Origin of the sequence: Rhizobacter sp., assembly GCF_031412075.1 — a bacterium.
Classification (GTDB): Bacteria; Pseudomonadota; Gammaproteobacteria; order Burkholderiales; family Burkholderiaceae_C; genus Rhizobacter.
In genome coordinates, this window is record NZ_JANOCG010000210.1 from 1 (window position 1) to 11710 (window position 11710).

General features: G+C 67.0%; 11 protein-coding genes. 6 read left to right on the forward strand and 5 right to left on the reverse strand.

The genetic code is table 11. The annotated features are described in order from the left end of the window. A partial coding sequence (locus tag RMO40_RS07260) for a phosphotransferase (protein ID WP_309718369.1) occupies positions 1-530 on the forward strand: 530 nt, incomplete at its 5' end. Between the two features lie 7 nt (positions 531-537). Here the strand turns inward: RMO40_RS07260 and RMO40_RS07265 are convergent. Continuing rightward, positions 538-1527 (reverse strand): LysR substrate-binding domain-containing protein, encoded by a 990-nt coding sequence (locus RMO40_RS07265; RefSeq protein ID WP_309718372.1) that lies wholly within the window; start codon positions 1525-1527, stop codon positions 538-540. 213 nt (positions 1528-1740) lie between these two features. Between RMO40_RS07265 and RMO40_RS07270 the strand changes: the two genes are divergently transcribed. The 3 genes from RMO40_RS07270 to RMO40_RS07280 all read left to right on the forward strand — a co-directional run bounded on the left by RMO40_RS07270 (position 1741) and on the right by RMO40_RS07280 (position 4296). Beyond that, complete coding sequence (locus RMO40_RS07270) at positions 1741-2115, forward strand: DUF4148 domain-containing protein (RefSeq protein WP_309718379.1); 375 nt, start codon at positions 1741-1743, stop codon at positions 2113-2115. 37 nt (positions 2116-2152) lie between these two features. Continuing rightward, positions 2153-2575: a DUF4148 domain-containing protein gene (locus RMO40_RS07275; RefSeq protein ID WP_309718381.1), complete on the forward strand. Its 423-nt coding sequence runs from the start codon at positions 2153-2155 to the stop codon at positions 2573-2575. 74 nt (positions 2576-2649) lie between these two features. Then, the gene (locus RMO40_RS07280) at positions 2650-4296 is read left to right on the forward strand and encodes an FAD-dependent oxidoreductase (protein ID WP_309718384.1); all 1647 of its coding nucleotides are present in this window, start codon (positions 2650-2652) and stop codon (positions 4294-4296) included. On the opposite strand, the gene RMO40_RS07285 is transcribed toward RMO40_RS07280, so the two are convergent. Next, the gene (locus RMO40_RS07285; protein ID WP_309718386.1) at positions 4278-5600 is read right to left on the reverse strand and encodes an amidohydrolase; all 1323 of its coding nucleotides are present in this window, start codon (positions 5598-5600) and stop codon (positions 4278-4280) included. The genes RMO40_RS07280 and RMO40_RS07285 overlap by 19 nt on opposite strands. Positions 5601-5868: 268 nt before the next feature. Here RMO40_RS07285 and malE point away from each other — a divergent pair, with 268 nt between their 5' ends. Beyond that, entirely contained in the window at positions 5869-7089 is a 1221-nt protein-coding gene (malE, locus tag RMO40_RS07290; RefSeq protein ID WP_309718389.1) for a maltose/maltodextrin ABC transporter substrate-binding protein MalE, read from the forward strand. A gap of 3 nt (positions 7090-7092) precedes the next feature. Here the strand turns inward: malE and RMO40_RS07295 are convergent, their stop codons facing one another. Both RMO40_RS07295 and RMO40_RS07300 read right to left on the reverse strand, forming a co-directional pair. Next, entirely contained in the window at positions 7093-8568 is a 1476-nt protein-coding gene (locus RMO40_RS07295; protein ID WP_309718391.1) for a M20/M25/M40 family metallo-hydrolase, read from the reverse strand. Between the two features lie 38 nt (positions 8569-8606). Beyond that, the gene (locus RMO40_RS07300) at positions 8607-9776 is read right to left on the reverse strand and encodes an Acg family FMN-binding oxidoreductase (protein WP_309718394.1); all 1170 of its coding nucleotides are present in this window, start codon (positions 9774-9776) and stop codon (positions 8607-8609) included. 98 nt (positions 9777-9874) lie between these two features. Here RMO40_RS07300 and RMO40_RS07305 point away from each other — a divergent pair, with 98 nt between their 5' ends. Continuing rightward, positions 9875-10777, forward strand: a complete 903-nt coding sequence (locus tag RMO40_RS07305) for a LysR substrate-binding domain-containing protein (RefSeq protein ID WP_309718397.1) — start codon at positions 9875-9877, stop codon at positions 10775-10777. A 28-nt stretch (positions 10778-10805) separates the two neighbouring features. On the opposite strand, the gene RMO40_RS07310 is transcribed toward RMO40_RS07305, so the two are convergent. Further along, on the reverse strand, positions 10806-11651 hold the full coding sequence (locus tag RMO40_RS07310; protein WP_309718400.1) for an alpha/beta fold hydrolase: 846 nt from the start codon (positions 11649-11651) through the stop codon (positions 10806-10808). Positions 11652-11710: the final 59 nt, after the last annotated feature.

Consider the following 11710-nt stretch of genomic DNA (forward strand, 5'->3'; position numbering starts at 1 on the left):
CCGCCCACCACCACCCCATGTGCCAAATGGTCGGCGACCTGGTGGGGGCCCGCGCGCGGGCGCAACCCCCCGGCGCGGGGCACCGCGACTACATGCCGCGCAACCTGATGGTCCGCCCGGCTGATGAGGGCAACCCCGGCATCCTCGACTTTCAAGACGCGGTGCGTGGCCCCATCAGCTACGACGTGGCCAGCATGCTGCGCGACGCCTTCATCTCCTGGGAAGAGCCACAAGAGATCGACTGGGCCGTGCGCTACTGGCAACAGGCGCGCCAGGCCGGCCTGCCCTTGAGCGACGACTTCGGCGAGTTCTGGAAGCAGCTCGAATGGATGGGCCTGCAGCGCCACCTCAAGGTGCTCGGTATCTTCTGCCGCTTGAAGCACCGCGACGGCAAGCCCAAGTACACCGAAGACCTGCCGAGGTTTTTTGCCTACGCCCACAAGGTGGCCACACGCTACAACGGCCTCGGGCCGCTGGCCCATCTGCTCGAGCCGCTGATGGGTGCGACACGGCACGACGTGTTTTATTGAAAGCTGTTTACTGCAGCACCGGCTTGTCGATCGCCGCCGGGTTGTGGCGGGGTGTTTCGCAGCCGGCCGCCTGCAGCCACGGGTCGTGTTCGGCGCCGCCAAAGGTCTGCACCAGAAAGTCGATGAAGGCCCGCGTGCGCGCCGGCACGTACTTGCGCGTGGGCATGGCCGCGTACAGGCGCAGCGTCAGCACCCGCCACTCGGGCAACACGCGCTCCAGCGCATGCTCCAGCAGCGCGTCTTCCACCACATAAGACGGCAGCCCCGAGATGCCCATGCCGGCCAGTGCGGCGGCGTACATGGTGTCGCTGTGGATGGTGCTCAGCGCCGGTTTGGCCGGCACCAGGGTCACGGAGTCACCCGAGGGTTCATCGTCGCCCCACTCGCCGCGGTGAAAGGTGATCTCGCGCGTGAAGCTGGGCAGCATCGCCTCGTGCTGCGGCAACTCGTTCGGGTGCCGAGGGCGGCCCATGCGGTCGAGGTACTCGGGTGAGGCACAGGTGATGACTTCCGAGCGTGCCAGCAGACGGGCCACGAAGTCGCCGTCCAGCGGCTGGCGGCCGACCTGGATGATGCTGACGTCGAAGTTTTCGTCCACCGTTTCCACCGGCCCCGGCGCGGCCAGCTCCAGCGTCACACGCGGGTAGAGCTTGCGAAAACGCGGCAGGTGTTTGGCGATCTGGTGCACCGCAAACGCGGGTGGTGCCAGCACCCGCAGGTGGCCGCGCGGCTCCGAGGTGGCGGCGCTGGCCAGGGCCTCGGCTTCTTCAACCTCGGTGAGGATCTGCCGCACCCGCTCGAGGTAGAGCTCGCCGGTGTCGGTGAGCGCCAGGCGGCGTGTGGTGCGGTTGATCAGGCGGGCGCCCAGGTGCTCTTCGAGGTCGGCCACCAGGCGGGTGACGACGGCCGCCGACAGGTTCAGCTGGCGCGCCGCGCCGGCGAAGCTGCCCTCTTCGATCACCCGGGAAAACACCCGCATGGAATGGAGTCGGTCCATGGCTTACACCCCTATTGTTTCTATTTACGCAATGCGCAATTGAAGCATAGGGTATTTATTGATGCTTTGGCAATGCCTACAGTTCACCCCATCGATGAGCCGAACCCAAACCAAGCGACTCACCGAGGCTGGACAAGACGGCATCCCAAACCAACAAGGCCGCCCTGCCCGGAAACGTCACCCATCTGTTTTGACCACTAGGAAATCATCATCATGAACACCAAGCAAGCCATCATCGCCGCCGCCATCACCCTCATCGGTTCTGCCGCTTTGGCGCAGTCCTCCGAAGTTGACCTTCAGCATTTCGGCGCCCAACAGAAGTCGACCGTGAGCCGCGCCGAAGTGCGTACCGACGTGCAAGCCGCCCTGGCGACCGGCGAACTGACCACCCCGAACGAAGTGCTGGCTTCGGCCGGCGCCACGCAAAAGTCCGTGCCGCTGAATGTGGCTGACAAGCGGGTTGCCAAGCCTGCCGTCGTGGCCGACAAGGCCGGCGCGTCGACCCTGAGCCGCGAAGACGTGCGTGCCCAGGCCCGCCAGTTCGTTCGCAGCGAGTCGGCCAAGCCCCACGTCAGCACCGGTTATTGAACCGCGCTCTCCTGAACCACTGAAAGAAGACATCACCATGAACCGCAAACAAGCCATCGCCGCCGCCCTTCTCGCCTTCACCGGCACCGCCGTGTTCGCCCAGGCCGAGGCCGACCTTCAATACTTCGGCACTTCGCAGCCGGCCGCCAGCACCACCACCCGTGAAGCGGTGCGCGCCGAAGTCCTGCGTGCACGCGCCACGGGTGAGTTGCTCGTGCCGGCCGATGCCGCCGTGGCAGGGTGGGCCCCCAAGGCCGCCACCAAGGGCCAGGCCAGCAACCTGACGCGCGCTGAAGTGCGTGCCGAGGTGCTGAAGGCCCAAGCCGACGGCAGCTTGGGTGGCCTGCGCGAGCTCGACGCCGCGCGTGACACCGCAGTCGCCTCGGTGCGCAGCCGCGACGAAGTGCGCAATGAAGCCATTGCCGCCACCCGCGCTCCGCGCGTGCAAGCTGGCTACTGAACGAGCCGCCGTCTGAAGAAGCCGCCCTCGGGCGGCTTTTTTCATGGCCGCACAAAGCACCGAAAATGGCGGCCATGCTGCGAATCACCGAACTGCGCCTGCCGCTGAACCACACCGACGACGACCTGCGCCCTGCCATCCTCAAGCGGCTGGGGTTGCCCGACGCCGCACTGAAGTCGTTCACCGTGTTCAAGCGCAGTTACGACGCGCGCAAGAAGAGCGCGGTGGTGCTGATCTACACGCTCGACTGCGAGATCGACGACGAAGCGGCTGTGTTGCAGCGCTTCGCTGGTGACCACCACATCCGCGCCACACCCGACACGGGTTACCACTTCGTCGGCCACGCACCGGCCGACTTTGCGGCGAGCGGCACACCGCGCCCGCTGGTCGTCGGCTTCGGGCCCTGCGGCATCTTTGCAGCGTTGATCCTTGCGCAAATGGGGCTGCGGCCGATCGTGCTGGAGCGTGGCAAGGAGGTGCGGCAACGCACGAAAGACACCTGGGGCCTGTGGCGCCAGCGGGTGCTGAACCCGGAGTCGAACGTGCAGTTCGGCGAAGGCGGTGCCGGCACCTTCTCCGACGGCAAACTCTGGAGCCAGATCAGCGACCCGCGCCACCTCACACGCAAGGTGCTGACCGAGTTCGTGAAGGCCGGCGCGCCGGACGAAATCCTCTTCGTCGCCAAGCCGCACATCGGCACCTTCCGCCTTGTCAGCATGGTCGAGAAGATGCGCGCCGACATCGTGGCACTGGGCGGCGAGATCCGCTTCGAACAGCGCGTGACCGATGTGCGCATCGAAGCGGGCCACATTCGCGGCTTGACTCTCGCCTCCGGTGAAGAGCTGCGCGCCGACCACGTGGTGCTGGCGCTCGGCCACAGCGCGCGCGACACCTTCACCATGCTGCACGAGCGTGGTGTCTACATGGAGGCCAAGCCGTTTTCGGTGGGCTTTCGCATCGAGCACCCGCAAAGCCTCATCGATGCGGCGCGCTTTGGCCCCAACGCGGGCAACCCCATCCTCGGTGCGGCCGACTACAAGCTGGTGCACCACGCGAAGAATGGTCGCGCGGTCTACAGCTTTTGCATGTGCCCGGGTGGCACGGTGGTGGCGGCCACGTCGGAGACGAACCGCGTCGTCACCAACGGCATGAGCCAGTACTCGCGCAACGAGCGCAATGCGAATGCCGGCATCGTGGTCGGCATTGCGCCGCAAGACTACCGGCGCGACCCGAACGAGAACGGCCCGGCGAACCCGCTCGACGGCATGGCCTTTCAGCGCATCTGGGAGTCGCGTGCCTTCGAGCTGGGCGGCGGCACCTACGAAGCGCCCGGCCAGCTGGTCGGCGACTTCATCAAGGGCCAGCCTTCGTCGGTGCTCGGCAAGGTGGAACCTTCATACAAACCCGGCGTGTTGCTCGGCGACCTGAAAACCAGCCTGCCCGACTATGCGATCGCTGCCGTGCGCGAGGCGCTGCCCGCCTTCGAGCGACAGATCAAGGGCTTCTCGATGCCCGATGCGGTGTTGACCGGCGTGGAGACACGCACCTCGTCACCGCTGCGCATCACGCGCGGCAAGGACTTTCAAAGCCTCAACGTCAAGGGCCTGTACCCGGCGGGTGAGGGCGCGGGTTATGCGGGCGGCATCATGTCGGCCGGGGTCGATGGCATCGAGGTGGCCGAGGCGCTTGGCGCGCAGATGCTTCAGCGTGCTGAAAGGTAGTCCAGCGCCAGCAAGCTCAGGCTGAGCGCGCCCAGCGGCATCGCGTCTTCGTCGAAGTCGAACAGCGGCGAATGGTTGGCCGGCGCTTCGGTGTGGACCTTGCCCTTGGGTGGCGCACCGAGGATGTAGAACAAACCGGGTGCGACCTTCTGGTACTCGGAGAAATCCTCCGACGCGCTGATCTTCGGGATCGACATCGCCTTGCCGCCGCTGGCGCGCTGCAGCGTGGGCAGCATCGCGTCGCTCAGGTCGGGTGGATTCACCGTCACGCTGTAGGCCGCCGGGCCGAAGCGCACCGCGGCTTTGGCGCCGCTGGATTCGGCGATCTTCTGCGCGGTGGTGGTGATGCGTTGTTTGGCTTCGGCTCGCATGTCTTCGTCGAAGGTGCGCAGCGTGCCCAGCATTTCCACCGTTTCGGGCACGATGTTTTCGCGGTTGCCGCCGTGGATGGAGGCGATGGTCAACACCACCGGCTCGTTGCTGATGTTGAGCTGGCGGCTCACGATCGTCTGCAAGCCGGTGATCACCTGAGCTGCCGCCACGATCGGGTCCACACCCGTCCACGGTGCGGCACCGTGCGTCTGCTCGCCGGTGATGGTGATGTGCACCGTGTCGGCACCGGCCATCATCGGCCCGCTGCGGTAGCCGAGCGACCCCATCGGCATGTTGGGCGAGATGTGCAGGCCGAACACCGCGTCGACCTTCGGGTTCTCCAAGACACCCTGCGCCACCATCGCACGCGCGCCCCAGGCGGCGCCGCTGGTCTCGTCGGGCACACCTTCTTCGGCCGGCTGGAAGATGAACTTCACCGTGCCGGGAATCTGGTCTTTCATGCCCGCCAGCACCTCGGCCACGCCCATCAGGATGGCGGTGTGGCCGTCGTGCCCGCAGGCGTGCATCACCGGTGTTTCGCGGCCCTGGTAGGGCGCGCGGGTGTGCGAGGCGAAGGGCAGGCCGGTGGCTTCGGCGACGGGCAGTGCGTCCATGTCGGCACGCAGCGCCACCACCTTGCCCGGCTTGCCACCACGCAGCACGGCCACCACGCCGTGGCCGCCGACGCCGGTCTTCACGCTCAAGCCCAGCTTGCGCAAATGATCGGCCACCAGTTTGGCGGTGCGCCGTTCCTGGCCCGAGAGTTCGGGGTGCTGGTGGATGTCGCGTCGCCAAGCCAGCATCTTCGGCTGCACGGCATTCACCCGCGAGGTCATCGACACGACATCGGCCTGTTGTGCGTGGGCCGAAGCGCCCTGGGCCATCAGCGCGCACAGCATGACGCTGCGCAAACGGTGGGTGGCAAATGTCATCTTGAATTGCATGCGGCCGATGCTACGGCCAGCGGCAGCGTGTGCATGCGCGCGTTTCCACGTGCCGTGACTTTGTAGCGCATGTAGTACGAACGGCTACGTAGTGGCGGGCAGCGCGATGTACTACATGCACCCCTGTGGATGCGACAAACACGAAACTAAATTACGCAGGCGACCATTTCTCCAGGGTGAACACCGATGCTTCGCCAAAAACTCTCTCTCACGATGCGTAACTTAATTCGTTCGATCGAACACGGAGGGGTCAAACATGGATCGTCGTCGGGTCACCACATTCCTCGGCAGCGGTGCGCTGCTGTCGGCTCTCAGCGTGCCGGCACAGGCCGCACAAAAGGGCACGCTCACCATCTGGGTCAACAAGGACAAGGGCTACAACGGCCTGCAGAAAGTGGCCGACGAGTACGCCCGCGCCAGCGGCATGCGGGTGAAGGTCGAGCACTTCGACAACGCGGTGGGCAACTTCGAAGACGCGATGAAAGCCGGCAAGGGCCCGGACATCTGGATCTGGCCGCACGACCGCCTGGGCGAGTGGATCAAACAAGGCTGGCTGAGCCCGGTGCAGCCGAGTGAGGCGCTGCGCGGCGACATCGTACAGGTGGCGTGGGACGGCTTCACACAAGGTGGCAAGGTCTGGGGTTACCCGCTGTCGGTGGAGTCGGTCGCGCTGATCTACAACAAGGACCTGGTGGCCGAGCCGCCCAAGACCTTCGAAGAAATCATTCCGCTGCACTACAAGCTGAAGACGCGCGGCGCACGCGCCATCGGCTGGGAGACCGAGAGCCCGTACTTCACCTGGCCGCTGATGTCAGCCGGGGGCGGCTACGTGTTCCGGCGCAAGCTCGACGGCAGCTTCGACGCGCGCGACACCGGCATCAACCACCCCGGGGCGGTGCGAGGTGCCGAGTACCTGATGCAGCTGATGAAGGCCGGCGCGCTGCCCGAAGGTGGGCAGACCTACGGCGAGGCCGAAGAGGCCATGAAATCGGGCAAGCAGGCGCTGTGGATCACTGGGCCGTGGGCCTGGGAGTCGCTCACCAAAGCCAAGATCAACTACGGCGTGGCGGTGCTGCCCACGCTCGACGGCAAGCCGGCGCGGCCCTTCGTCGGCGTGCTCGGTGCGATGGTCACGCAAGGCTCACCCAACCGCGCGGCGGCGCTCGATTTTCTGGAGAACCACCTGCTCAAGGCCAAGGGGCTGACCTTGATGAACAACGACAAGCCGCTCGGTGTGCCGGCCTCGAAGTCGATGTTCTGGACGCTCTACACCGACCCGCGCATTCGCACCGCGATGGACGCCATCTACGCCGGCCGGCCGATGCCGAGCAACGTGGAGATGACGCTCTTCTGGCAGCACTTCACCACCGCGCTGAAAGACATCAACGCCGGCAGCAAGCCGCCGCGCGAGGCGCTGGACACAGCAGCGCTGGCCATCCGCGGCGCGCCGGTCAAGCTGGCGTCGGCGAGGAGGTGAGTCTCAAGGGCACGCCGCCATCACCTGCGCCACGGCGGCGGTGAGTTTCTTGCCGTATGGCACGTTGAGGAACTCGTTCGGCCCGTGGGCGTTGCTCTTGGGGCCGAGCACGCCGCAGACCATCATCTGCGCGGCCGGAAAGCTTTTTTGCAGCATGCCCATCAGCGGGATGGTGCCGCCCTGTCCGATGTAGCCGCAGGGTGCACCGAAGTGCGACTGCGACGCCGCATTGAGCGCGTCTTCCAGCCACGGCGTGATGGTCGGTGCGTTCCAGCCGCTCGCGCCCTGGGCGTCGGCGCGGCCATCGGCGGCGAAGGTCACGCGGGCGTTGTAGGGCGCGTTGTCTTCGAGCAGGGCTTTCAGCTTCTGCGCGGCCGCGCCGGCGTCCACCAGCGGAGGCAGGCGCAGGCTGAGCTTGAAAGCGGTGTAGGGACGCAGCACGTTGCCGGCGTCTTTCATGGCCGGGAAGCCGTCGACACCGGTCACGCTCAGCGTGGGCTTCCAGCTGCGGTTGATGAGCGACTGCAGCGGGTCGGTGGTGGTGGGCAGCGTGGGGCCGCCATCGGCGCCGCAGGCCCAGGGGAATCGCTTCCAGGCTTCGTCACCGAGGATCTGCGCGGTGGCGCGTGCTTGCACCACACGGTCAGCGGGCATTTCGCAGTGAAAGAACTGCGGCAGCAGCTCGCCCGTGCGGCTGTCTTCGAGCCGGTCGAGCACCTGCCGCATGATGCGAAAGCTCGACGGCACGAGACCACTCGAATCGCCCGAGTGCACACCCTCGGTGAGGATCTCGACCTTGAGCGTGCCGGTCACGTTGCCACGCAGGCTGGTGGTGAGCCACAGCTGGTCGTAGTTGCCGGCGCCGCTGTCGAGGCAGACGACCAAACTCACGTTGCCGAGACGACCCTTCAACGCGTCCACATACGCCGGCAGGTCGAAGGAGCCGCTCTCTTCGCAGCTCTCGATCAGGCCCACGCAGCGCGGGCGCGGGATGCCTTGTGCATCGAGTGCGAGGATGGCGGTGAGCGAGGCGTAGACGGCGTAGCCATCGTCGGCGCCGCCACGGCCGTAGAGCAGGCCGTTTTCGTACTTGGGCGTCCAGGGCCCGAGATCGTTGCGCCAGCCGTTGAACTCGGGTTGTTTGTCGAGGTGGCCGTAGAGGCAGATGGTGTCGGTGCTTCCAGCCTTGGTGGCAGGCACCTCGAAAAAGATCACTGGCGTGCGGCCAGGCAGGCGGATCACTTCGAGCTTCAGCCCCGCCACCTTCTTGCCTTCGACCCAGCTGGCGGCGTCGCGCACCACCTTGTCGATGTAGCCGTGTTTTTCCCACTCCGCATCGAACATCGGGCTCTTGGCCGGAATGGCGATGTACTGGGTGAGGGCGGGGACGATCTCGTCGTCCCAGGTGCGGTTGGCAAAGGCCGCGAGGGCGGTGGCTTCGTCGGGCTGGATGGGTTGCAGCGGGTCGCGTGCGTTCATGGGCGCTCCTTCGTGGGGAGCCGCCAGTGTAGGCCGGGTCAGGCCACGGCAAGGTGCGCCGCAAGGCCTCGCCGAGGTGCCGGCGACACCTGCGGCGCAAAGCCCACGCGCGCCCACATCTGCACTGTTTGGGCAGGCTGCGCCGCGCCGAGCAAGCCGCGGATGGCGGTGTGCATCCCCGCCTGTTCCGGGTACTCCTGCAAGGCCTGCTGCAACGGGTGCATCGACACACCGTGCGCGGTGGCAGCCAGTTGCAGCCGTGCGTAAGCCCGGCCTGCTGCCACTTGAGCGGCGCGGTCGTTGGTGTCGGTGATCAGCCACAGAAAGCCCGGTGTGGAGGCGATCTTCGCGTTGAAGCCATCCACCTGCGCCTTCAACGCAAAGTCACCTGGCGCGGGGGCTTTTGTGCGGTCGAGCAGGCCGAGGCGGTTCATCAGCACCGGCATGGTGTCGAGCAGCGACACACCGTCGCGGTGCTGGGCGATTTCGGCCGCGCCGACCCGCAGCACCTTGTACGACTCGAGCACCGTGCGCTCGGTGGTCAGCTCGATCAGCCAGGCTTCGGTGGCGATGCTGCGGTGGCGCTGCAGCACCTCGGGTTGATCTGCGCCGGCCCAACCGAAGCGCAGCGGGCTGGCGGCGTTGCCAACGGCGGCGTCGGCCATCGCTTTCCAGGCGGGCGCCGGCACGGGGCGGGCGGGGTCGTAGGCGCTGCGGTTGGTGCGGCGGTTCAGGATCTGCGCGAACAGCGGGTCCTTTTTCACCGCGCTGTCCTCGGTGAGGCGGATGCGCGCAATGGCGCGGCCATCGAGTTGATCGGTCGAAGCCGACACACCACCGGGGAACCGCTCGATGTCGGCGCGCAGGCCGCGCTCGCGGGCTGCGAGGTCCAGCAGTTCGAGGAAGGTGCCCTGGCCCATCATGATCTGGCGCGAGAACGGGTCGGTCTCGGGCAACAGGCGCTTCAGGTCGCAGCGCAGCACGATCTCATTCGGCGTGCCCAGGTCCACCAGCCACGACTGCAGGTTGTGTGGGTTCGGCGCCAGGATGGCGTGGCTGATCACCCAGCGCCGCAGGTCGGTCTCGCGCGGCGCGCTGTGCCAGGCTTCGATGGCCTCGGCCGGCGTGGACTGTGCGCAGCCCGAAAGCGTGGTGGCGGCCATCACGACGCCACCCCCAGCGATGCGAATGAAGTTGCGGCGATTCATGGTGCGTGCCCCTGTCGGCAGTTGGAATGGCGCCAGTCTGAAAGGGCTGGAGGTATTCGGCAATTGCTGATGTCTGCAAACCAGATATACATTTCCGCATGAGCCCGAATGCCTTCGACTGGACGCTTCTGAAAAGCTTTCTCGCCGTGCTCGAAGCCGGCAGCATCATGGGCGCCGCCCGCAAGCTGGGCGCGCAGCAGCCCACGCTGTCGCGGCACATTGCCGAGCTGGAGGCGCAGCTGAAGGTGCCCCTCTTCGAGCGCACCGGCCGGGGCATCGTGCCCACGGCGGCCGCGTTGGCGATTGCCGGTGCGGCGCGCGAGATGGAAGCCGGTGCGGCGACGCTCGCGCGCACGCTGGCGGGCCGTGACGAGGCGGCCACCGGCACCGTGCGCATCACCACCAGCCGGGTGGCGGCCAGCTACCTGCTGCCACCGGTGCTGGCGGCGCTCGGCGTGGCCGAGCCGGGCATCCAGGTGGAGCTGGTGGCGTCTGACGAGGTCAACAACCTGCTGCGGCGCGAGGCCGACATCGCGGTGCGCCTGGTGCGGCCCGCGCAGGACTCGTTGGTCGCCAAGAAGTTGGCCGACCTGCCCATCACGGCCTGTGCCCATGAGCATTACCTGCAAGGTGCCGGCACGCCGCGGCAGCCGTCTGACCTGCAGCGCCACCGCCTGGTCGGCTTCGACCGAGACGAGTCGCTGATTCGCGGCTTTGCCGACTTCGGCGTGCCGCTCACGCGCGAGCACTTTGCCCTGCGCACCGATGACCTGCTGGCTTACGGCCGGATGGTGGCGTGTGGGGCTGGCATCGGCTTCCTCACCCGCTACACCTTGCGCTACCTGCCGGGTGTGGTGCCGCTGCTGCCGATGTTGAAGGTTCCGCCCCTGCCGTGCTGGCTGGCGGTGCACCGTGAAGTCCACGGCAACCGCCTGGTGCGGCGCGTGTTCGACTTTCTGGCCGAGGCCTTGCCCAAGTCATTGGCCGACGGCCGGCCTTAGCCCGTCAACCCGCGGCCTTGCGACGGCTTCAGGCGGGAAGCCTCAAGGCCTGCAGCCAAGGCCCCAGCACCGCGAACACCTCGGCCTGCTCGGGCTCGTTGAAGATCTCGTGAAAGAGCGGCTTGAACTCATGCGTCGTCAGCGTTGACTTGGGCGCGGCCGCCGCAAACTCGCGGCTGCCGCGTGGCGCCACGCAGCGGTCGCTGCCGCCAAACATGAGCAGCGTGGGCACGGTCCATTGCGCGGCACGCTGGCGCGACAGCTCGCCGCCATCCAATATGAAACGCGCCAGCCGGGGCGTGATGCGGTCATGCACCAGCGGGTCGGCCAGGTAGGCGGCCACCACCTTGGGGTCGCGCGAGATCCAGTCGGGCTTCAGGCCGTTGTTGACGGCCACGTCGGGCGCCAGCGTGCCGGCCACCGCCAGCAGCAGCTTCTGCACGCCGGTGGTGTCGGCCGCGAGCGCGGGTGACGACAACACCAGCGCATCGACCGCGCGGTGCCAGGTTGCCGGGCGGCCCAGGCCTTCGGCCACAAAACGCGCGGCAACCAGCCCGCCCATGCTGTGCCCCAGCAGCACCAGTGGGCCGGGGTGGCGCTTGCGCACCGCGTCGATCACCAGCGACAGGTCGCGCAGCATGCCTTCGCTGTCGTTGAGCCGGCCCTTCGCGCCGTCACTTCGGCCATGGCCTCGGTGGTCGTAACCGGCGGCGTTCCAGCCCCAGCTGTTGAGGTGTTGCGCCACGTGTTCGTAGCGACCGATGTGTTCGCCCAGGCCGTGCAGGATCAGCACCGTCCCTCTCGCCTCGGTGGTGGGCCAGTCTTGCAGGTGCAGCTTCAGCCCGTCGGCCGTGGTGAGGGTGGTGGTGTTCATGTGCGGCAGTGTAGGCAGCGCCCCCGTTGACCGCCTAGCGGGGCAAGCCCGGTGTTGCC